This window comes from Bacteroides sp. AF25-5LB (assembly GCF_003602965.1).
Taxonomy (GTDB): domain Bacteria; phylum Bacteroidota; class Bacteroidia; order Bacteroidales; family Bacteroidaceae; genus Bacteroides; species Bacteroides uniformis.
Map to the genome: position 1 here is coordinate 318,068 of NZ_QTMC01000003.1, position 23,582 is coordinate 341,649.

A 23,582-nucleotide genomic window follows, 5' to 3' on the forward strand; every position below is an offset into this window, starting at 1 on the left:
TGAAATGAAAAATGCTTATGGGAAAGGAGTAATATGTATACCAACCGCTTTATAAATAAGGTATATTTAATTTTTCCTCAAAAAGAGAAGTTTAACCTTATATTAAACGGTAGATGCCGCCAGGCAATACCAATTCATTAATCTAAGAAAAATATAAGTATGAATTTAAATTTCAGAAGAACCGCGCTGCTCGTAGGTATCTGTTCGGCTGTCAGCCTGACTTATACTCCGCAACTTTTCGCCGCATCGGTCGATGCAATAGATGCTGTGCAGCAAGCAAAAAAAATCACAGGTACTGTAACAGATGCAATGGGACCGGTTATCGGTGCTAATGTATTGGAAAAAGGCACCACAAATGGTGTTATTACTGATATTGACGGTAATTTCACATTGAATGTTCAGCCGGGAGCAACGATTGTTGTGTCTTTTATCGGTTATCAGCCGCAAGAAATCGTAGTAGGCAACCAGACTAATTTCAAAATTCAGCTGAAAGAAGATACGGAATTGCTGGATGAAGTAGTCGTAGTAGGTTATGGTATTCAGAAGAAGAAACTGGTGACAGGTGCTACGGTTGAGGTAAAAGGTGAAGACATCGCAAAATTAAATACCACGCAGGCATTGGGCGCTTTGCAAAGCCAGTCTCCGGGTGTAAATATTCAGGCCGTTTCCGGTCAGCCAGGCGATGGATTTAAAATTAATATTCGTGGTGCTGGTACTAACGGAAATACAGCTCCAGTTTACGTCATTGATGGTGTAGCCGGTGGCGATATTAACGCCTTGAATCCTGCCGATATTGAACGTATTGATGTGTTGAAAGATGCTGCATCTTGTGCAATTTACGGTTCGAGCGGTGCCAACGGTGTTATCCTTGTTACTACGAAGCAGGGTAAGGTCGGAAAGGTTTCTGTATCTTATGATGGAAACATAGGCTGGGCAAATGTATATAAGATGCCTGATATGCTGAATGCCAAAGAATATATGGCGGTAATGGATCAAGTAGCCTATAATAATGGAGGCCAACCGTATGATTGGTCAAAATTCGTAGATGCTGATTTGCTGACTGCTTATCAGAATGGTACCAATCCAGGTACAGATTGGGTAAAAGAATTCCGGAATAAAAATGCTGTGGTTACTAATCATGCGTTGAATGTAACAGGTGGTTCTGAATTCTCCAAGTTTTCGACAGGTATAGGCTATCAGTATCAGGATGGTGCATTCGGTGGTCCAGTGAAGACTGACTATCGTCGTTTTACTTTCCGCATTAATTCTGAGCATGTGATATACCGTAAGGGAGATATGGATGTGATAAAGTTTGGTGAGAATATATATTATCAGCACAAACAGAATCAAGGTGTGCAGTTAGGTAATCAATATTCGAATGACCTTTCTAATGCTTTGCGTGCTATTCCTCTGATTCCTGTATATAATGAGAATGGTGATTTCTTCATGTATGATGATTTGAAGAATTTTGGAACGAGTGCTAATGGTATACTTGATTATACTGCATATGCTTCTAATCCGATGGCTCACATGGTATATAATCAGGCTGGGAATAATAAGAATAAGAATTTTAATCTGAACACAGCGGCATATCTGGAAGTACAACCACTTAAGAATCTTATTTATAAAGGTCAGGTTAGTTACAAACAATGGTCAAGTTCATGGCGCTCATATCTTCCTGTTTACCGCATTAATAATCAGGGGGATAGCCGTGATAAAGACCAAACGATAAATAACGTGTCTTTGGGTTGGAACTGGAGTTTGACTAATACGTTGAGTTATCGGTTTGATATTACAGACTTACATCATTTTGATGTTTTGGTTGGTACAGAGTATTCTAAATCAAGACCAACTTATGGCGAGTCAGTAGAGGCAACCGGTTATAATAGTGCTTTTGGCGACTTTACGCATGCTTATTTACATAATACAGAACGTAAAGCTACTGCTACAGTAGATGGTTATCCCTCGGATTATGGTTCTAAGATGTCTTATTTTGGACGTCTGAATTATGACTTTAAGGAAACTTATATGTTTTCTGCTATCATTCGTGCCGATGGTTCGTCTAAGTTTGCGAAAGGCAATCAATGGGGATATTTCCCATCATTCTCTGCTGGTTGGGTTATTTCAAACGAGGCTTTTATGAAGAATACTGCTTCTTGGCTTGGTTTCTTGAAAATCCGTGCTGGTTGGGGACAGAATGGTAATGACAATATCCCTAATTCAAATTGGCGTGCCGGTTACGAGTTTGGCGATTATGGCCTTTATACATTTGGCTCAGATAAGAATGGAGGTACAACCGGAGCTTACCCGAATCGTCTGGCTAACCCCGATTTGACATGGGAAACTTCAGAACAGACCAATATCGGTATTGATGCCCGTTTCTTGGATAACCGTCTGAGTTTTACCATGGACTGGTATAACAAGCAGACGAAAGATTTGTTAGTGGAAGTGGGTACCAATGCGGCTTCCGGTTTCTCTTCTCAATATCAAAATGCCGGTACGGTAAAGAATACTGGTCTTGAACTTTCAATGGGCTGGAGAGATCAGATTGGTAAGGAGTTCAAGTATGGAGTGAATGTCAATATGGCCTATAATAAGAATGAAGTGACGGAGGTTAATAACGCCAATCATTTTATTGAAGGCGGTAATGATTTGTTGGCTCAGAGTACGGGTCGGTTTGTCCGTATGGAAGAAGGACATCCTATTGGCTATTTTTATGGTTATAAGACGGACGGTGTCATTCAGAACCAGAATGACTTGCAGGCATATCTTGACCAGAATTGTAAAGGCAATGCGGCAAACTCTAAGCAAGGTGCAAGTATTAAACCGGGCGATTTGAAGTTTGTGGATGTTGATGGAAATGGGGTGATTAATGATGATGATAAGACTGATTTGGGTAATCCTCATCCTGACGTGACAATGGGGCTTACGTTAAGTGCGGAATATAAAGGATTTGATTTCTCTGTAACAACCTATGGCGCTTTTGGTGCACAAGTGGCTCGTTCTTGGAGAAAGTTCTCAGACGGACAGTATGAAAACTATACGACAGAAGTTTACGATTACTGGCACGGAGAAGGAACCTCAAACAGATATCCGCTGCTTGCGCCGGGAAATAGTGGACAGAATTTCCAGGCCATTTCAGATATTTATATTGATGATGCCGACTATGTTCGCATTCAAAATCTGACAATAGGATACGATTTCAAGAGAATTTGGAAGAACTGTCCGTTCCAGCAACTTCGTGTGTATGCTGCTGCACAGAATCTATTTACTTTTACCGGTTATAAAGGGATGGATCCGGAGAATGGTAGAGCTCTCAATGACAAAGAACCGTGGGTAACCGGTGTTGATGTAGGTAACTATCCTCAACCTCGTACTTATATGGTAGGTGTTAATGTTAAATTCTAAAATTGATACATGATGAAAAAAATAGCATATTTAATAGGGGCAGCTTTGATGATGGCAGGAACGTTTACTTCTTGTAGTCTGGACTCGATGAGTCTGACGGAAAAAGATACGACCAATTTTCCTAAAACGGCTGAAGATGCCAATCAGGCTTTAGCTGCCATATATCAGAACCTGAATAATGTCAATGCTTTTCCGCAGCAGTCTTTCTTGTATAATTCCCTGCTGGCTTGCGATGATATGTTGGGTGGTGGTGGTCCCAATGACAAGTTGATGCAATCTTTAGACCTTCTTTGTAATACGGGTACAAATGCTACGCAGGATTACTGGGTGGCTCGCTATCAAGGAATCAACCGTGCCAATACGTTGTTGGAGGCTCTTGCCGGTATTGAAATGGATCCGGAAGTAAGAGCGCAGGCTGAGGGCGAAGCCAAGTTTCTTCGTGCTTTTTATTACTACGAGTTGGCTTCTATGTATGGCCGTGTACCTTTGGTGATTACTGCTTTGTTGCCCGAAGATACTACTCCTCCGACTGCCGCTGTTATCTGGGGGCAGATTCTGCAGGATCTTCGCGATGCGGCTGCAAATATGCCGGCTGTTCGTAAATCGGATGGGCATGTTGATAAATATACGGCTGAAGCTATGTTAGGACGTGCTTGGTTGTATTATACCGGCATGTATGGCAATGGTGAAACTCTGAACGATTTGGTTAGTACGAACTATAGTCCGTTGACTTCAGTTGATTTGCCTGATGGGACAACTTTGACCAAGCAGGATGTGATTGGATATATTGATGATTGTGTGAATAATTCCGGTTATAGTCTTGTTCCTGAGTTTCGTAATTTGTGGGCATATACCAATAGATGTACGGTAGAAGATTTTCCGTTTACTGCCGGTCAGGGGCTGAAATGGGTAGAAGATGATGCAGCGGTAAATCCCGAATCCATGTTTGCCATTAAATATAATAAACTTGCATCTTGGAGCACTACTATCGGTTATGGTAACGGTTATGCTCTGCATTTTGGTGTACGTGGCAATGATCAGGCCAATTCTTTCCCCTTTGGACAAGGATGGGGGGCCGGTCCTGTAGCTCCCAATCTTTATAATGATTGGAGTGCGGCAGAACACAATGATGCCCGTCGTCCGGCCTCCGTATTCAAGACGGAGGATATGCCGAGTTATAATAAAGGTGGTGGTGACGGCTTTATCCAAGAAACAGATTATTATCAGATGAAAATAGGTTCTATTATGGCTTATAATACGGGTGAGGCTGGAAATAAAACGATTGAACCGGTATTTGAGAAGATAATGTATGGTGCCGACGGCTGGATTAATGATAATCTGATGCAAACCGGTTCTATTCATGATTTGGTTTTGATTCGTTTTGCGGATGTATTGTTGATGCAGTCTGAATTGAAGGAAGATGTTAGCGGTATAAACAGAGTGCGTAGTCGTGCCGGACTTGAACCTATTGATACATATTCGTTGGCTGCATTGCAGAATGAACGCCGTTGGGAACTCTGTTTTGAAGGTACTCGCTGGAACGATATTCGCCGTTGGCATATTGCTGCCGATGCCCTTGAAAGACAGATGGGAGCAAAAGTTTATACAAATGGGGTTGAAAGCCGTAATGTGGCGCAGAACGGTGGTTATGCCGCACGTTATAAGGCTACGGCAGGTTTCCAGAAGATTCCCGAAAACCAAGTCCTCTTGAATGAAGGAAAGGTAGAACAAAATGCGGGTTATACGGATGCAAGTGCTGAGTATAATGGTTGGCAAGAATAGAATATGAATTTAAAATGAAAAAAGATATGAAAAAGATATTATTCGCAATGCCTTTGTTTGCAATGCTGCTGGTGGCTTGTGATCCGATAGTGGATGAAATCAGTCCGGATCCTAATGTCACACCGGAAAATCTTACTTTTGAACTTGTAGCCAAGAATCAGGGAAACAACAACATTCGGATTGTTCCTACTCCGTCACGTTATGTGAAGGTTTATGATGCTACGTCTGATACCAAGTTGGCAGAAGGTACGGCTCCGTCGGTTCAAGTAGCTCCTCCTAATAAAGAATTGCAAGTGTATATAACAGCCATTAATTCGGACGGCTCCATTACAAAATCGGCTTCCAAATCAATAGCAGTAACGGAGTACACGGATCTTCCTGCTATTTATGCTGATATCTTTGGTACAACTCCGGATGGTGGTTATGGCACAACAACTTGGACTTGGAATACAGAAGCCGAAGACGGCTGCTGGGGTAATGGTGGATTTCTGTCAAACACAGGTCCCGGTTGGTGGGTTGTCCGTAGTGGAGAAATTGATGGGCAGGCTATAGGTGCGGGACTACCTGATGACGGATTGAATGGTTGGTTCTCGCTTAGTCTGTCAGGTGTCCAGACAAGCCGTGGTGAAAGTGGCTCTGTAAAAGTTTCAGAAGATATGGTACAATCTGGATGGGATGTAGGTACAATTGAATTTTCTGGTACTATTCCTTTGTTGGGCGTACAACCTAATCAAGGAAATGCACGTCAGTATGTATATCACATCTTGAAAATCACAGAGGATGAACTTCGGCTTTGCGCACCTGAGCCAGGGGTGACTTCTGGAGGTGGTACCGCATGGTTCTGGAATTTCAAGAGAAAATAGTCAATATTGGATGTGCGGGCGGGTAATATCCGCCCGTATTCCTCAAGTAATAATCACATAAAAAACAAAGTGGTAAACAATATGTTTTGACAGCGTGTGAACTAGGATTCTCCATATTGTTATTTCTTGGCTCGTGGAATTTATCGTGTGATTGCATTAGAGATTATACGACATAGTCTAATTGGGGAACGTTTGTCGTAGGAAGTACTTTCAGAGCGTCAAGAGGATATCTCAATTTGGTTTATATAGGAGATCTTCCTTATACTCAAAGCATAGTTCAAACACTTGGTACTACTTTTACATTAATCCAGGCACATATACTATAAAATCTTTGAGTGCTACCAATGGAAATTATATTTATTGGGAGTATGGAAATGTTAGACAACCGCTTTCTGCAGGTAGGGCTTTCACAGTTCCTACGTCATTCTTCTCCACTGTGTTTTCTAAAGGAGCACTTTAAAATAATTAGATCTTATAAATAAGCTATTAAATTCAAAGCAGTTGTCGTTACCTCCGACCTCATTAGTCGTCCGTAACATCGGATAATTGTAAATGCATTAACCGAATAGTACAATTGTTTAATGGTTAAATCAGGAAAAGGCGGGTCGTGAGATTCGCCTTTTCGCATTCTTTCTCTATTGCCTTTCTGCATACAATTCACATTTCTTTTTGCATTACCCTTGATTTCCGGGCGCAGAATGTTCCTTTTTATCCCTTCACCTCCTTCTCCTATCCTCCTGTTCATCGGCTTTTTCGGTGAAACTGCTTTCCACCCTCATCGCCCCGTTTTTGCATCGCGCGACACACCGTAGTATCCCGGCATGGCCCGATAGATGGGTTGCGTGGGTTTCCCTACATTCTTCAGCTTGCCTTCTTGCTGCAACCGTTTCAGGTGGACGTTTGCGGTGGTGCGTGCCATGCCGCACAGCGCTTGGAAGTCACTGCGAATCAGCACGTCGTGGTCGGCAAAGTATTCTTTCAGCTTCATGTCTATCTCCACTTCCGAAAGCTTCAGGGAGTGGCGGGTGTATTTGCTGCGGATGGCACTGACTCCCGTCATCGCTTGTTTCAGCCTGACGTCGGGACGGAAGCTGATGCTCTTCAGCCGGAGTTTCAGGTGCTTGTTCGGGGTGCTGCGGGTCACTTTCTGTGTGGCTTCCAGGGTGGGGGCGAAGTAGCCCAGCCCTTCGATGTGCACCTCGTGCCCGTCGCGCAGTTCTTCGCCGCAGATTTGCGTCAGACAGTCTATCGCGTTCATTACGTCGCCCACCGTGAGCGAGCTGCGGGCATGTACGCGGTTGTAGAGCTGCCGCATGGTTATTTTCCCGTTGAGCAACGGGCGAGGATGGAGGCCTCTTTCTTCCGGGTCTTCCTCATTGGTGCCCGGATTCTCGTACCAGTCATATAGTATTGCCATATCAATAGGTTTTAGTGCGTTCAACGTATTTGCTTCTTCCCTCGGAAGTGTCTTTCTATAAGTGAACGACCCCGGTCGGCCGAACGAACAACTCTGGCTGTTCGATTGAACGACCTGGGTCAGCCGATTGGATAACTCGGGTCGTTCACTTATAAAGAATCGTGTAAAAGTACTGAAAATAAAGGGCTCTGCAGCATAAATAAGTATGTTTGTCGGCAGGAATGATTTTTGAAGAAAGCGGGACAACTGATAGCCTTTTCCGAAAGGCTGAAACATGCACAAAAAGAAATACCGAAACCGGGAGGAACGGGAAGAAAAGCGCCGCCGGAGCGCGAAAGCTGTAAGCGCACAACGAGGCTTTTTATCGTGTCAGTCTTGCCGAGGAAGCGGTCTGCAACTTGTTCCGTGCTCCGTTTCGGCAAAGAAGAGTCTTGACCTGACTGCTGCCGATATCTTCGACGAGCTGCAAAAGGCGCATCCCGCCCTGATGCGTGGCAGCAATCCCATGCAGTTCGGTTCAGTGCAGCTGCAGGCGGGACTGAAACGTCTACGGCAATGTATATGAGGTGGTGAGAAGGAAAAAGAAGTTTCACCGGAAAGGGCTGAATGATAGGGAAATAATGTGAATACTTATATACTAAGGCGGTCTTGTCCACATAGAAATAACCGCCTTTGCGCAGCTTCTCAAAGTCCTGGATGCCGATGTGATAAATATTTTCGCTCCTAATAACTGTATATTTTATACTTTTCTATAAAAGTAACTTTTTTATAAGAACAAAACAAGCGAAAGTTGCGATTTTCACTACTCCTTGTCGGATAAAAAACTTATCTTTGCGATTGAAACAATCTCTCGTTAATGATATGAAATACACATCATACTCTTATCCTTCAGGCAGGGCGGAAGTGGCTGCATTTGTTGTAACCGGCGGAGTGACGGAATACCATGTGATGATACATGCCACCGACCCGAAACAGACCTACCGTGAGCAGATGAATGCCGTGCTGGATGCGTATGCCGCTTTACTGAAAAAAGAATTGCCCGGAGCCGTGGCGGTTTTTAAAAGATATTTCTTGAGTGATGCCGCCAACCAGGCGGAACTGTTGCTTGCCGCTACGGCGGAAAGCTCCGATTGCGCGCTGTCCGTGGTGGAACAATCGCCACTGGATGGTACCAAGATTGCTTTGTGGGCATATCTGCAGACCGATGTGCAGACACGAGTGCTGCCAAACGGACTGTATGAAGTGAAACACGGTGCTTATCGCCAGCTCTGGATGGGAGGCAGCTTCAACCGTGCCGCCAATTCGGAATACCAGATGCGTCTTTTGCTCAACGACTATGCTATGCAACTGATGGAAGAAGGGTGTACCTTGGCCGACAATTGCCTGCGTACCTGGATATTTGTGCAGAATGTGGATTGCAATTATGCCGGTGTGGTCAAGGCGCGCAATGAGATGTTTGTCACCCAGAACCTGACGGAGAACACGCACTATATTGCCAGTACCGGTATCGGTGGGCGTCATGCCGACCCGAAAGTATTGGTGATGCTTGACGCTTTTGCCGTAGCGGGATTAAAGCCCGGACAAATCAAATATCTCTATGCCCGCACACATCTGAACCCCACTTATGAGTATGGAGTCAGTTTCGAACGGGGAACGGCGGTGGATTACGACGACCGCCGGCAAGTACTCATTTCCGGTACAGCGAGTATCAACAACCGTGGGGAAGTGATGTATGCCGGAGATGTACGCCGTCAGACAGAACGGATGTGGGAGAATGTGGAGGCTTTATTGAAGGAGGCCGATTGTGGCTTTGGAGATGTGGGGCATATCATTGTCTATCTGCGTGATATGGCGGATTATACCGTAGTAAAGGAGATGTTTGACGAACGCTTTCCCGATACGCCGAGAGTGATTACGCTGGCTCCTGTCTGTCGCCCGGGGTGGCTGGTGGAAATGGAGTGTATGGCGATGAAGAAAATCTCTGATTAAAAATATTATCTTTGGTTAATTGAATATTAGGCTGACAGTTGGTAAACGCCTACCTTTGTTGAAATTCTAATGTATAAGGATGAAAACACGTATCTTGCTTTTCTGTATCAGTTGCCTTCTTTGGGCAAGTTGTGGAAATTCCGGACAGAATTATGTGATTGAAGGAACGTTGCCGTCGGTGAAATACGACGGGGAATGGATATACCTCGTGCCGATGGAGAATGCACCGGGGCGGGTGGATTCTGTAAAGATAACCAATGCCTCTTTTTCTTTTTCCGGACAAGGGGAGGAGATGAGGGTGTTGCGTCTGCGCCATCTGCTGCGTATCTACATCCAGGAACTGCTGGTGGTGACGGAGCCGGGTACCATACATGTGAAGGCCGACTCTGTCGGCTCGGTAACGGGCACTCCGCAAAATGATGCCCTTCAGAAATGGAAAGAGGGGAGGGAAAAGAAGCAAGAGGCTTACCATTTTATCCGGACGGGACTACGGAATGCCACCGGAAAAGACTCACTGCATCTGATACAGATACGTGACAGTCTGAGGATGCAGGAGCAGGAAACGAACTTTCTGTTTTTGAAAGAGCAGGGAAACAATACGTTGGGGACATTCATGCGGAAGATGGTGCGTGGCTCCTTGACGGAAGAACAACAAAAACTGTTGGATGAAAGCTTGCAGAAGGAAATACATTGAATGGGGAGCGGCAGGAATCGGTGCTTTGGCGTTGTTTCTTTTTTTCTTCCGGATATTGCCCTATCATCTGTTCCATCGGGAGCAGACACAGCTCTTTTTGCTTGCTGTCGAACCATTAGTCGGTTATCTGCGGCATTCGGCGGCTCTGGCACGTCTGTCAGGAGATTTCCTCACTCAATTCTTTTATTACGAAGGAGGTGGTCCGGCCATAATGGCTGTCGTGCTGTTGCTTTGGGGAGTGGTGGTGTTTCGTTTGTTGGTTCCGTACATGAGACGTTGGGCGTGGGTTCCTACGGTGTTGGCGGTGGCTTGGGAGGCAGGAAGGCAATGCGGATTGAGTTATCCGCTTTCCGGCACAATCGCTTTAACCGGTATCGGAGGTGTTTTGTTGTTGTGCCGTAGCTGCATGCGACGTTCGTGGAAGTCGGGCTTACCGGTAAGCATATTGGCGGTATTGTCCGGCTATTGGCTGTTTGGCTGTGGCGATTGGTCGTCACGATGGTACAATATGCCCGATTTAGGGCGGGAATATCTTTTGGCGTTGGATTCGGAAATGTATTTCGGCCGTTCGGAAAAAGTACGGAAACTGTTGGCAGAGGGTGAATACCGTTCTCCGTTCACTGCCTATTATTATAATTTGCTGAATGCACAGCAGAACCGGCTTCCCGACCAGCTGATGGATGGTTATCAACCGGCTTCGCAAGGGCTGTTTCTGCCTGTGGCTCCCCATTCTACCTACCTTACTATTTATGCAGCCAATGAAGTCTGGTTTGCGTTGGGAGATATGACGATGGCTGAACATGCCGCCATTTTGGGAATGATTTTTTCTCCGCACCACACTGGGGCAAGAGCTGTCAAGCGTTTGGCGGAAATCAACCTGGTGAACGGTGATGAGGCGGCGGCCATGAAATATCTTCGTCTCCTGCAAAAGACAATGTGTTACCGTGATTGGGCAGAACGGCGTATTCCCGGAAAACAGACGGCCGAAGTCTGCCAATGGCTGGAACGGAAGCGGTTGTTGTTGCCTGCAACGGATACTTTACGTTCTTCTGCCAACATTCCGCTTTCACTTCGTCATTTGTTGCGTAACAATCCTGATAATGTGTTGGCATGCGATTACCTTCTCTGCTTTGATTTGCTGAATAAGGATATTGGTGCTTTCGCCCGGGATTATCAAGAGTTTGCTGCCCATCGGATACCTTCCAGACTATATGCCGAGGGACTGCTTGTCTATCTTGCGGGCAACAAGTCTCCACTGGATGAAGTGAGGAAGTGGAATATTCCGCCTCAGGTATTGGATGAGTTTGGCGATTATACCCGACTGTACGAGGCGAATGGTGGTAATGGTGCCTCTTTGCAAGCCAAATACGGAAAAACATATTGGTTTTATTTCCACTATGCTACGATGAAAAAGGAGAAGTGATTTATGATGAGCGATGAATAGAGATATGAAATATATACAGGTTGTTGTGGAGCTGTTGCTGTGCTGCTGCCTATATGCTTGTAGTCCCTGTCCGGAGTCTGTACAGCCTGCAGACCGGTTATTGGAGCTCTATCCTGAATATCAGGATGTAACCATTCCCTGCAATGTGGCTCCTTTGAATTTCCTTGTGCGGAATGAAGGGGTGGATGCGGTGTGCGTGAGTGTAAAGGGAGCATCGGACAGCTTGCAGATAAACGCGCGTGGGAACAAGGCGGTGTTTCCCTTGAAAGCCTGGCGTGCATTGTTGGAAGCGGAGAAGGGGCATACTTTGGAAGTGACTGTTACTGCCCGTACCAGCGGTCGCTGGCTACGCTATCCTTCTTTTGCATGGCAGGTGGTGGCGGACAAGCTTGACGCCTATGTCAGTTACCGTCTGATAGAACCCGGTTATGAAGTATGGAATGCCTTGCAGATACGTGAACGGTGCATTGAGAATTTTGAAGAGCGTATTTTGGCGGATAACAGTCAGACAGACGGCAAATGCATGAACTGTCATGTGCACGGAGGAAATAGTGGCAACCTTTCGATGTTCCATCTTCGGGGCGAGGGAGGGGGGACTATCCTGAACCGTGACGGCAAGCTCCGTAAGCTTGCCTTGAAGAATGGACAGATGATTTCTGCGGCTGTCTACGGGGATTTCCATCCTGACGGGCGGTATGGTGTGTTCTCGTCTAATGTGATTATTCCCATGTTCCATACGGAAAGTAACCGCCGTCTGGAAGTTTACGATACCGTCTCCGATTTGGCTGTCGCCGATTTTGACGGAAACCGGATGATTGTGTCTCCGCTTACGGCGGATTCCACCGTATTAGAAACTTTTCCCACTTTCTCTGCCGACGGGAAATGGATATATTACTGCTCGGCTCCAGCTGTTCCATTGCCGGACAGCGTACAGCAATTACGCTATTCGCTTTGCCGCATTGCGTTCGATGCCAATCACGGCACCTGGGGCGACCGCGTGGATACCCTTTGGAATGCCCGGCTGGAGAAAGGCTCCGTGTGTCATCCGAAAGCTTCACCGGACGGCCGCTACCTGCTCTATACCGTTGCTGATTATGGAACATTCCCCATTTGGCACCGGGAGACGGAATTGCAGCTGATGGATTTGCAGACGGGTGCCATCGATTCCCTGCCAATGGTCAACTCCAACCGTTCGGACACTTATCACAGTTGGTCGTCAGGTAGCCGTTGGTTTGCCTTTGCCAGCAAGCGGGGTGACGGGCAGTACGGGCGGGTTTATTTTGCCTATCTGGATGCCGAAGGAAAGGCGCATAAGCCTTTTGTGCTACCCCAGTCCGACCCTGAAAAAGACGATTTGACATTGAAATCCTACAATATCCCCGATTTGTCGGCCACTCCCGTTCCTTTTGATGCTTCTTCCATCAAGCGGATAAACCGGCAACTGAAGGCTGAGGAATTCAAATGACAAGACATACAGAGAGTAACAGATTGTAAATAATAAATTGTAAATAGTAAATGTTCTTATTTCTGAAAAAGACTTGGAAGATAGGGCTGTCGATACTTTTCGGCGTAGCGGTGCTTCTCTTTTGGGGAAACGTATATCCGGCCCATATTTCCTATCAGGAGCAGTTCCAGCTTTTCTTGTTCGATGCCGACTACTGGTGGAAACGGATAGCGGTTCCCGGTGGGTTGGCCGATTATATCGCTGAGTATCTGACGCAGTTCTATTATCACGTGTGGGCGGGAGCTTGTATTCTGGCTTTTTTGTACGTGTTGTTGCAACGGTTGGTTTGGAAACTGGCGAAGGAGCAGGGTGCGGCTGATGTGTATTATCCGCTGAGTTTTCTGCCTATCATTGTCTTGTGGCACTTCATGGGTGATGAAAATGCGATGCTGTCATTGGTGGTGGCTCTGCTGTTAGCATTGTCTGCATCCTGCTGGTATGCGGATTTAAAGGGGAAGTGGCTGCGTGTGGCGTACATTCTGATAGTCCTTCCGCTACTTTACTGGACAGCGGGTGCGGCACACTTTATCTTTATGGGCTGGGTGATTGTACGCGAGTTCTTGTTGAATCTTAAAGGTAAGAATTTCTGGGGTGGTGTCGGAGTGTTCTGGGGGGTAGGATTGTGGGGTATCGGCTGTCCGCTATTGGCAAGCATGTGGGTACAATTCCCTATTTACCGTCTGATGGGCGGTATAGGATATTACCGTTTCCCGGCAGTGATTCCCTGGATAGAGATAGGGCTTGCCGTATTGCTGGTTGTCCTCCCTTTCCTGCTGGCCGCTTTGCCCGCTTTGAAGAAGAAACCGGTATTTTATGGAGTTCTGCAAGTGGTGGCGGTAACATTGTTCGGTTATTACTACGTGGCAGCCGGTTGCGATATGGATAAAGAGGAAGCGATGGAGTATGACCAGCTGGTACGTAATAAACAATGGCAGGAGATTATAGAAAAGGCAGAAGAGAAGTCGCCGGTTTCACCTTTCGGCGTGACCTGCCTGAATCTTGCTTTGGGAAAGATGGGACAGATGGGCGACCGCATGTTCGAGTTTTACCAGAACGGGACGGAAGGGCTGCTACCGGAGTTTCAGCGTGACTTTACTTCGCCGTTGCCCACCAGTGAGGCGTATTATCATTTGGGGATGGTCAATACGGCACAACGTTTCACTTTTGAGGCGATGGAGGCCATACCTAACTTCAACAAGAGTGGCCGTTGCTTCAAGCGTCTGGCAGAGACGAACCTGATAAACGGGCAATACGAAGTGGCAGCCAAGTACCTGCGTTTGTTGAGGAAGACAATCTTCTATAAGGATTGGGCGGAGGATGCCATGACCTATCTGTATAATGAGGAAAAAATCAATGCCCACAAGGAGTGGGGTTGGTTGAGGCAGATACGCTATACGGAAGACTTCTTGTTCAGCAGCCAGGAAACGGACATCATGCTGGGGCTGCTTTACCAGCACAACCACCGGAACCGGATGGCATTTGAGTATATGCTGGCCTATGTCCTGCAGCAACGTGATTTGGAACGTTTCATGAAGTACTATCCGCTGGGTAAGCATGCCGGCTACGACCATATTCCCCGCAGCTATCAAGAGGCGTTGATATATGTATGGACACAGACGCACAAGAACTTCCAGGGTATGCCGTGGAGCATTTCGCCCCAAGTGGTGCGGGATGTAACGGAATTTGCGCGGATATATACCTCGCAGCAGAATGCCCGGCAGATGTTGGAGGCGCGTTTCGGCAGTACATACTGGAATTATTTGCTATTAAGAAAGTAAAATGAAAAAGATGAAGAATATAGCTGTTTGCATAATGGCTGCATGGTGGTTTGCCGCTTGCAGCAATTCGGTGACTTCCCCGGAAAGGGTGGATGAATGGCCGGATATCTATCCTGACTATATCGGTGTGACTATTCCTGCAACCATTGCTCCCATGAATTTCAATTGTATTGGCGGAGCGTACGAACGTGTGGATGTGACCGTGATCGGAGGAAAGTCCGGAGAGATGCATGTTAATGATAAAATAGTATCATTTCCGCAAGAGGCATGGCTAGAGCTTTTGGAGGAGAACAAGGGTGATAGCCTTCAGTTTACGGTATGTATCCGGAAAGATGGCGAGTGGAAACAGTACCGCTCTTTTCCCATGTATGTCAGTCCGTATCCTATAGATTATGGGGTGGTATACCGCAAGCTGGCTCCCGGATATGAAGTTTATAGCAAGATGGGCATTTATGAGCGCGACCTTTCTTCGTTCGAGGAGCGTTCCTTGCTGGAGAATACCATGGTGCCGGGCATGTGCCTGAATTGTCATGCTTTCAACAAAACAAATCCGGACCATCTGAGCCTGCATGTCCGTGGAAAGAACGGAGGGACCTTGATGCAGATAGACGGGAAGCGCGAAATGCTGGATACGAAAACGGATTCCACTCTCTCTGCGGCTGTATACCCTTATTGGCATCCAAGCGGCAAATATATTGCCTATTCTGTCAACAATACGCGCCAGTCTTTCCATGCAGTGAAGGATGAACGTGTGGAAGTGCTCGACTTGGAATCGGATGTACTGGTCTATCATCCCGAGACACATGAATTGCTGCTCTCCCCCTTGCTTCAGAAGAAGGAAGTCTTCGAGACTTTTCCCGTGTTTTCACCGGACGGACGCAAACTGTATTTCTGTGCTGCGGAGGCCAAGCCGATACCGGCGGAATATAAGGAAATACGTTATAGCTTGTGCAGTATAGATTTTAACCCGGAAGACGGGACATTTGGCGAAACGATAGATACGCTGGTCAATGCGGCAGCTATGAAGAAAAGTATCTCCTTCCCGAGACCTTCGTACGACGGCGAATATATCATGTTTACTTTGTCGGATTACGGGAATTTCTCAATTTGGCATAAAGAAGCCGATTTATGGTTGTTGGATTTGAAGGATGGCGGTATGCGTCCCATAAAGGAGGTGAACAGCGATGATACGGAAAGTTTCCATAATTGGAGCAGCAACTCTCGATGGTTTGTGTTCAGTAGCCGCAGGGGAGATGGGCTTTATACCCGTCTGTATCTGGCAAGTATGGATGAGAATGGGGTGGTGGGCAAGCCTTTTCTGCTTCCTCAGGAAAATCCGTGGGAGTATTACGACCGTCTGGTTTACTCGTACAATGTTCCCGATTTTACAAGCGAATCGGTGAAGCTGGAACGCCGGAAGGTGGAACGGGGAATTGTCTCGCGGAAGCGCGTTCCGGTGAAAGTAAGATGATACGTTTTTTATATTCTGTTTTTTTAATATAGTAAAGGGATAAAATTGTATCATTTTCTCTTGGTGCAATCCGCTATCTTTGTACTAGGAATTAGTGGTACCAATAATAATACCGTAATTGAAAAACATGGATATGAGAAAAGTAAAATTTGTTACGATGATGCTGGCGGTAAGTCTGTTGACCGCCTGCGGTTCTTCCAAGAAAGAACAGAGTGTGAATGAAGAGACGGCTGCTGCACGTACGCAGGAAACGGAGAGATTACTGGCTAACTTGAAGAAAATCCCTTCCAAAGGTATCATGCTCGGCCATCATGACGATACGGTATATGGTATCGGCTGGGAAGGTGAGGAAGGCCGTTCGGATGTGAAAAGCGTGTGTGGCGACTATCCGGCTGTCATCAGTTTTGATTTGGGAGAGTTGGAACTAGGGAATGCCGCCAATCTGGATAAGGTGCCCTTCGATAAAATCAGGAAAGAGATAATCAATCAGTATCAGCGGGGCGGCATGGTTTCGCTCAGTTGGCATGCGCGCAATCCTGAAACGGGCGGTGATGCCTGGGATGTATCGGATACGACGGTGGTGAAGTCCATCCTGCCCGGTGGAGAGAATCATCAGAAGTTTGCCGGCTGGTTGGGAGGAGTGGCCGATTTCCTTCATTCGTTGAAGACGGCGGACGGCGTGAAGATACCCGTACTTTTCCGTCCCTGGCACGAACACAGTGGCAGCTGGTTCTGGTGGGGCGAGAAACTGTGTACCCCTGAAGAGTATAAGACATTGTGGCACATGACAGTGGACACTCTGCAGGCCAGGGGAGTGGATAATGCACTCTATGCTTACTCTCCGGGCACGGAACCCAAGGACACAACGGAATATTTGAAGAAGTATCCGGGCGACGAGTTGATAGACGTTATTGGCTTCGATACCTATCAGTTCGACCGGGATACCTATCTTGCCGGGATGAATAGGGCACTTTCCATTATCGACAGTGTAGGGAAAGCACACAATAAGGTGATTGCTGTGACCGAAACCGGTTACGAAGGAATCCCCGATGCCAAATGGTGGACAGGTACTCTGCTGCCTGCGTTAAAGAAATATTCGCTTGCTTATGTGCTGGTGTGGCGCAATGCCCGTGAAAAGGTGACCCATTACTATGCCCCCTATCCGGGACAGACATCTGCGGAGGATTTTGGGGAGTTTTATAACAATCCCAAGACACTGTTTGCAGCCGATGTAAATCTGTATCAATAAACAAACAATCAATATAACAGACATGGAAGCTTTTAAAGAAAAGGTAGAGAGGCTCTTTCAGAAACACGAAGAGCTGATTACGAGAAAGAATGTGGCCGTGGAAGACGGCAATGGCATATTCACACGTTATAAATATCCGGTAGTGACGGCTGCTCATACACCTGTATTCTGGCGGTATGATTTGGATGAGAAGTCCAACCCGTACCTGATGGAACGCATCGGTATGAATGCGGCCATGAATTCGGGGGCCATTAAGTGGAATGGCAAGTATCTGATGGTGGTACGTGTAGAGGGCGCTGACCGCAAGTCGTTCTTTGCCGTAGCCGAGAGTCCCAACGGCATTGATAATTTCCGGTTTTGGGATTACCCCATCACCATGCCTGAAGATACGATTCCGGCAACGAATGTATACGACATGCGTCTCACGGCTCATGAGGACGGCTGGATTTACGGTATCTTTTGCGCCGAACGCCACGACGACAATGCGCCCGCCGGTGACTTGTCCTCGGCTACGGCTACAGCTGCCATTGCTCGCACCAAGGATTTGAAGAATTGGGAACGCCTGCCCGACCTGAAGACCAAGAGTCAGCAGCGCAACGTGGTGCTGCACCCGGAGTTTGTAGATGGCAAGTATGCCCTCTATACCCGTCCGCAGGATGGCTTTATTGATGCCGGTAGCGGTGGTGGTATCGGCTGGGCGCTGGTGGATGACATAACCCATGCCGAGGTGAAGGAAGAGAAGATTATCGACCAGCGCTACTATCACACCATCAAGGAGGTGAAGAATGGTGAAGGTCCGCATCCCATCAAGACTCCGAAAGGCTGGTTGCATCTGGCTCATGGTGTCCGCGGTTGTGCCGCCGGATTGCGTTATGTGCTTTATATGTACATGACTTCTTTGGAAGATCCGACGAAACTGATTGCCACTCCCGGTGGGGCCTTTATGGTACCCGAGGGTGAGGAGCGTATAGGTGACGTAAGCAATGTGCTTTTCACCAACGGCTGGATTGCCGATGAAGACGGAACTGTATTTATTTACTACGCTTCTTCTGACACGCGGATGCATGTAGCCACTTCTACCATTGACAAGCTGGTGGACTATTGCATGAATACGCCTGCTGACGGCTTGTCTTCATCAGCCTCGGTAGAAACGTTGAAGAGACTGATAGACAAGAATCTGCAGATAATGAAATAATAAAAATACAACATACTATGGCAACACTAAAAGAGAAAATCGGTTATGGTTTTGGGGATATGTCTTCCTCTATGTTCTGGAAAATATTCTCCTATTACTTACCGTTCTTCTATTCGAATATTTTTGGCTTGAGCTTGGCTGATGCAGGATTGCTGATGCTGGTGACACGTATTTGGGATGCAGTGTCCGATCCGATGATGGGAGTCATTGCAGACCGTACTCATACGCGTTGGGGCAAATACCGTCCTTATTTATTATGGATTGCAGCTCCTTTTGCCATTGCTGGGATTTTACTTTTTACAACGCCCGACATGGGGACAACGGGTAAGCTGGTATGGGCTTATGTCACTTACATCCTGATGATGACGGTATATACGGCAATCAATGTACCATACGGGGCTATGCTGGGAGTAATGACTGATGATTCGAATACAAAAACGGTTTTCTCTTCTTACCGTATGTTTTTTGCATACGGAGGTAGTTTTATCGCTTTGGGAGCATGGGAGCCATTGTGCAATTGGTTTAAATCAATGGACTATAGCAATGCTTCCAGTTGGCAATATGCCATGGTATGTATTGCCACGCTCTGCTTTTTAGGCTTTCTGTTTTGCTTTAGCATGACGCGCGAGCATGTCAAGAGTGTGGCGTCCGAATCTATCGGCAAGGATGTGAAGTCGCTGGTGCGCAATTCGCCTTGGTGGATATTGAACGGTGCGGCGTTGCTGTCGAATTTCTTCAATACGGTGCGTGGAGCTACTGCCGCCTACTTCTTCAAGGACTATATCAGTGCCAATGCATTCCTCGATTTCGGGGTATTCAATCTGGTGTTGTATGCCGGTCTGTTCCTGATGGTGGGTGAAGTGTGTAATATGATTGGTGTGGCGCTGGCTGTGCCTCTTTCCGTGAAGTTTGGAAAGAAGTCAACCTATATCATTTCGCTCGTGTGCCTGGTAGTATTCAGTGTGCTCTTCTTCTTTGTGCCGAATGACGGGCTGGGATGGTGGCTGATGATGATTTTCCAGGTGCTTATCTCCATTTGTACCGGTATCGTATCCCCGCTTATTTGGAGTATGTATGCCGATGTGGCCGACTATGCCGAGCAGAAGGACGGTACGTCATCTACAGGGCTGATATTCTCTTCTGGCTCTATGGCACAGAAGTTCGGCGGTGCATTTGCTGGCTGGGCAGTAATGGCGCTGTTGGCATTCTTTGGTTACAACACTGCAGAGAATGCTGTGCAGACGCCCGAAGCGCTGGATGGCTTGAAGTATCTGATGAGCTTTATTCCTGCTGCGATAGCTGCACTTTCCATTCTTGTCGTATTCGTCTACCCGTTGAACAAGACGCGTATGGCAGCCATCAATGCAGACTTGAAAAAGCGTCGTGAGAACCTTCAGCAGAATAACTTATAACTTAAACTCATAGAATAGTGGATATCAAGAAGATGAAGCAGGAGATGGAGGAGGAGTTGGTCTCCAATATCCTCCCCTTCTGGATAAACAGAATGACGGATGAAGTGAACGGCGGCTTCTACGGCCGTATCACGGGTCGAGAGGAGGTGAAGCCCGAAGCTGAAAAGGGGGCCATCCTGAACGCCCGCATCTTGTGGACCTTTTCGGCTGCATACCGCTTGCTGAGGAGGCCGGAGTATTTGGAAACGGCTACGCGTGCCAAACGCACTCTTATCGACCGTTTCTACGACAATGAATTTGGCGGAGTTTACTGGTCTCTCGACTATAAAGGCAATCCGCTCGATACCAAGAAGCAGATTTACGCTTTGGGTTTCGCCATCTACGGGCTGAGTGAATATGCTCGTGCCACGGGCGATGATGAAGCACTGGCATATGCCATCCGCTTGTTTGAGACGATTGAAGAGCATAGTTTCGACCCCGTGAAGAACGGTTATTGTGAAGCCTTGACCCGCGAATGGGGAGAGATAGCCGACATGCGCCTCAGCGCCAAGGATGAGAACGAGCGCAAGACGATGAATACCCATCTGCATATTTTGGAACCTTATACCAACCTTTTCCGGATATGGAAGGATGCTCGTCTGGAGAAGCAGCTTCGTAATTTGATAGGTCTTTTTACTGAACGGATTCTGAATATCAAGACCGGCCATCTGGAATTGTTCTTCAATGATGATTGGGTGAGCAAGTACCGAATTGTCTCCTACGGGCACGATATCGAAGCTTCCTGGTTGATACACGAGGCTGCCCTTGTTCTGGGCGATAAGGAGCTCCTGGAGAAAGTGGAACCACTTGTAGAATACATCGCTGCCGCTGCCGATGAAGGATTGACGCCCGACGGCAGCATGATATACGAGACTTTTCTGGATAAGGGAAAGACCGATACCGACCGCCACTGGTGGGTGCAGGCCGAGAACGTAGTGGGACATGCCAACCTCTACCAGCACTTTGATGACGAAGTGGCCATGCAGAAGGCTCTCCGATGCTGGGGTTTCATCAAGCAGCATCTGGTAGACTACAAGTACGGAGAATGGCATTGGAGCGTGCGTGCCGACGGCACGGTGAACACCGATGATGACAAGGCGGGGTTCTGGAAATGTCCGTATCACAACGGACGTATGTGCATGGAAATTATTGAACGTTTTTCATAGGTTTTCTATCATAAGAAGATGAATAGATTGATGGTTTTGGGGATTCTTGTCTGGATGGGGATTGCGCTGCACGCGCAATCTCTTTATCCGGACTTCAGCAAGCTGAACTTCGGGTGCGACGGAAACAGCATTACCGCAGGCGAACAATGGTCTAAGACTGTAGTGGATAAACTCGGATTCGCTACACATCACAACGTGGCGGTCGGTTCTGCCACATGGGCATGCCATCCCGATACTCAGGATTATGGCAGCGAAGCTTTTGTCGGCATCTCCGGCGGTTGGCAGGCTACGGAGGATAAGCATGAGTTGCAGATGCGGCACAACAACGTGTCAAAGGTGCATATCCAGAAGTTCATAGCCGAAGTGGAAAGTGGCGCTTACCCTGCGCCCGATGTCTTTGTGTTCTCTATGGGAACGAATGACCGTAACTTGGGTAGTGCCGAAGAGGCCCTTAAAGGGAAGACGCTCGATGAAGTAGATGTCAACACCATGGCGGGCGGTGTCCGTTGGTCCATTCAGACCATTCTGGAGCATTATCCCCAATGCCGCGTATTCGTGTGCACGCCGATTCAGACCGGCAACCCCGAACACAATGCACTGAATCTGCAGAAGATTGCCATCTTGCGTGAGTTGTGCCGGGCGCTTTCCGTGCAGCTGATAGACTGTTACTCCAACTGTGGTATCACCGAAAAGTTTGAGCAGCCTTCCGGTAGTGGGCGCTATCTGCGCGACGGGTTGCATCCCGACAAACCGGGGCAGGAGCTGATGGGCCGTTACATCGCGAAGGAGATACGGAACCATTTCTTTTAGTTCCGTTCTGCATATTCCGGTTGGAATAACTTATCATTTAGGGCTTGTAAAGCCCTTTTTTTGTCTGTATTCTTAATGACGAATGCCACGTCATTATTGCTGCTGCCATATGAAATCATCCGTAGGGGGATGTCCTTTAGCGCCTCCATAATCTTTGCCTCAAACCCGGCAAATTCCCATTGCATGTTGCCCACCACGGAGACGATGGTCATGCGGTCTTCTACCAATACATGGGCATATTGGCGTAGTTCGGAGATGATGTTCGATAAACGAGTGCAGTCGTCTATAGCCACAGATACGTCCAGATTGGAAGATACCAGCAGGCAGAGGGGGGTACGGTACTTGGCAAAAATGTCGAAAATCTTGCTGATGAACAGATAGGGACACAGATTATGGTTCGATTCGAACTTTATGTATATGATGTGGTCCTTGGCGGCTATGGCCTTGATGATATTGTCGTCCTGCAGGTTGGAAATCAGCGTGCCTTCTGCCGATGGTTCCATAGAGTTAAGCAACCGGACGGGAATATTCCTTAGGCGTGCCGGAGCGATACAGAAAGGATGCAGTATCTTGGCACCATAGAAGGCCAGTTGTTCGGCTTCGTTGAAGCTGAGGCGTTTCACGGGGCGGGTACCTGACACCTCGCGCGGATCATTGTTGTGCATGCCATCTATGTCCGTCCATATTTGTATCTCGTCTGCTTGGAGGGCGGTGCCAATGAGGGAAGCAGTGTAATCACTGCCGCCGCGTTTCAGGTTATCTGTTTCGTTATAGGCATTCTTGCAGATGAAACCCTGAGTGATGAAGAGATTGATGCCGGGATGGCAGGCAAGCTGTTCTCGGAGTTTTTGTTCTATATATTCCAAGTCGGGTTCGTTGTCGGGGCCGGTACGCATGAAGTCGAATGCACAAAGCAGTGCATTGGGAATTTTCAGCTCGCGCAGGTAGAAATGCATCAGAGCGGTACTGATAAGTTCGCCTTGTGCCAGCACCTCCTTCTCTTCGACGGAGGTGAAAGAGTTCTTGGTAAATTTCCATAGTTGCTGGAAGCGGTCGAGGATATAATCTATTGCTTCCCGTTTCAGTTTCTCGTCGGTCAGCAACCCATTGGCAAATTCGATGAACTGGAATTCCAGCCGGGTGATGCGGTCGTGGGCTTGTTCCATTTCACGGTTGAATAAGTTGGCGGCAATCTCCTCCAGATGGTTGGTAGTGCCTGCGGTGGCAGACAGTACCACAATCTTGGGTGTTGCATCTTTAATGAGTGTTGCTACATGTTTCATTCTCTCTACGGTGCCGACGGAAGTTCCGCCGAATTTACAAACTTTCATTTCTTGTTTCTTTTTTAACAGTTTCATAAT

17 protein-coding genes and 1 pseudogene are annotated in these 23,582 nt (G+C 47.2%); 15 read left to right on the plus strand and 3 right to left on the minus strand.

Going from position 1 to position 23,582, the window contains the following annotated elements:
- The first annotated feature begins 159 nt into the window (after positions 1 to 159).
- Genes DWY57_RS05440 through DWY57_RS05450 form a run of 3 tightly spaced genes read left to right on the plus strand, consistent with a single transcriptional unit; the run spans position 160 to position 6,053 of the window.
- On the plus strand, positions 160 to 3,408 hold the full coding sequence (locus DWY57_RS05440; protein ID WP_117966679.1) for a TonB-dependent receptor: 3,249 nt from the start codon (positions 160 to 162) through the stop codon (positions 3,406 to 3,408).
- Positions 3,409 to 3,420: 12 nt separating this feature from the next.
- Complete coding sequence (locus DWY57_RS05445; RefSeq protein ID WP_119961453.1) at positions 3,421 to 5,190, plus strand: RagB/SusD family nutrient uptake outer membrane protein; 1,770 nt, start codon at positions 3,421 to 3,423, stop codon at positions 5,188 to 5,190.
- Between the two features lie 26 nt (positions 5,191 to 5,216).
- Entirely contained in the window at positions 5,217 to 6,053 is an 837-nt protein-coding gene (locus tag DWY57_RS05450) for a hypothetical protein (RefSeq protein WP_117601331.1), read from the plus strand.
- Between the two features lie 775 nt (positions 6,054 to 6,828).
- On the opposite strand, the gene DWY57_RS05465 is transcribed toward DWY57_RS05450, so the two are convergent.
- A complete protein-coding gene (locus DWY57_RS05465) occupies positions 6,829 to 7,470 on the minus strand; it encodes an HU family DNA-binding protein (RefSeq protein WP_117601313.1) in 642 nt (213 codons plus the stop codon).
- 274 nt (positions 7,471 to 7,744) lie between these two features.
- On the opposite strand from DWY57_RS05465, the gene DWY57_RS05470 reads away from it, so the two are divergent.
- On the plus strand, positions 7,745 to 8,035 hold the full coding sequence (locus DWY57_RS05470; RefSeq protein WP_226791241.1) for a DUF3874 domain-containing protein: 291 nt from the start codon (positions 7,745 to 7,747) through the stop codon (positions 8,033 to 8,035).
- A gap of 67 nt (positions 8,036 to 8,102) precedes the next feature.
- Here the strand turns inward: DWY57_RS05470 and DWY57_RS05475 are convergent.
- Positions 8,103 to 8,198, minus strand: a pseudogene (locus DWY57_RS05475) (AAA family ATPase); the annotation flags it as partial.
- A gap of 133 nt (positions 8,199 to 8,331) precedes the next feature.
- On the opposite strand from DWY57_RS05475, the gene DWY57_RS05480 reads away from it, so the two are divergent.
- From DWY57_RS05480 to DWY57_RS05530, 11 genes are all read left to right on the plus strand, one after another.
- A complete protein-coding gene (locus DWY57_RS05480; protein WP_117601312.1) occupies positions 8,332 to 9,459 on the plus strand; it encodes a Rid family hydrolase in 1,128 nt (375 codons plus the stop codon).
- Between the two features lie 79 nt (positions 9,460 to 9,538).
- Positions 9,539 to 10,153 carry a DUF4369 domain-containing protein gene (locus DWY57_RS05485; RefSeq protein ID WP_119961435.1) on the plus strand — a complete coding sequence of 205 codons (615 nt, stop codon included), beginning with the start codon at positions 9,539 to 9,541 and terminating at the stop codon, positions 10,151 to 10,153.
- Positions 10,125 to 11,576, plus strand: coding sequence for a DUF6057 family protein (locus DWY57_RS05490; RefSeq protein ID WP_119961436.1), 1,452 nt, complete (start codon positions 10,125 to 10,127; stop codon positions 11,574 to 11,576). Before DWY57_RS05485 ends, DWY57_RS05490 begins: the two co-directional genes overlap by 29 nt.
- Before the next feature lie 25 nt (positions 11,577 to 11,601).
- Positions 11,602 to 13,062: a PD40 domain-containing protein gene (locus DWY57_RS05495; protein ID WP_165491359.1), complete on the plus strand. Its 1,461-nt coding sequence runs from the start codon at positions 11,602 to 11,604 to the stop codon at positions 13,060 to 13,062.
- A 50-nt stretch (positions 13,063 to 13,112) separates the two neighbouring features.
- Positions 13,113 to 14,879 (plus strand): DUF6057 family protein, encoded by a 1,767-nt coding sequence (locus tag DWY57_RS05500; protein WP_119961437.1) that lies wholly within the window; start codon positions 13,113 to 13,115, stop codon positions 14,877 to 14,879.
- A 1-nt stretch (position 14,880) separates the two neighbouring features.
- Entirely contained in the window at positions 14,881 to 16,350 is a 1,470-nt protein-coding gene (locus DWY57_RS05505; RefSeq protein WP_171030401.1) for a PD40 domain-containing protein, read from the plus strand.
- Between the two features lie 133 nt (positions 16,351 to 16,483).
- Positions 16,484 to 17,599 carry a glycosyl hydrolase gene (locus tag DWY57_RS05510; RefSeq protein WP_119961454.1) on the plus strand — a complete coding sequence of 372 codons (1,116 nt, stop codon included), beginning with the start codon at positions 16,484 to 16,486 and terminating at the stop codon, positions 17,597 to 17,599.
- Positions 17,600 to 17,621: 22 nt separating this feature from the next.
- The gene (locus tag DWY57_RS05515) at positions 17,622 to 18,794 is read left to right on the plus strand and encodes a glycosidase (protein ID WP_117601308.1); all 1,173 of its coding nucleotides are present in this window, start codon (positions 17,622 to 17,624) and stop codon (positions 18,792 to 18,794) included.
- A 17-nt stretch (positions 18,795 to 18,811) separates the two neighbouring features.
- Positions 18,812 to 20,206 (plus strand): MFS transporter, encoded by a 1,395-nt coding sequence (locus DWY57_RS05520; RefSeq protein WP_117966670.1) that lies wholly within the window; start codon positions 18,812 to 18,814, stop codon positions 20,204 to 20,206.
- Between the two features lie 17 nt (positions 20,207 to 20,223).
- Entirely contained in the window at positions 20,224 to 21,411 is a 1,188-nt protein-coding gene (locus DWY57_RS05525) for an AGE family epimerase/isomerase (protein WP_117601306.1), read from the plus strand.
- Positions 21,412 to 21,429: 18 nt separating this feature from the next.
- Entirely contained in the window at positions 21,430 to 22,221 is a 792-nt protein-coding gene (locus tag DWY57_RS05530; RefSeq protein ID WP_119961438.1) for an SGNH/GDSL hydrolase family protein, read from the plus strand.
- Here DWY57_RS05530 and DWY57_RS05535 read toward each other — a convergent pair.
- Positions 22,218 to 23,552 (minus strand): aspartate kinase, encoded by a 1,335-nt coding sequence (locus DWY57_RS05535; protein ID WP_119961455.1) that lies wholly within the window; start codon positions 23,550 to 23,552, stop codon positions 22,218 to 22,220. The genes DWY57_RS05530 and DWY57_RS05535 overlap by 4 nt on opposite strands.
- Between the last annotated feature and the right edge of the window lie 30 nt (positions 23,553 to 23,582).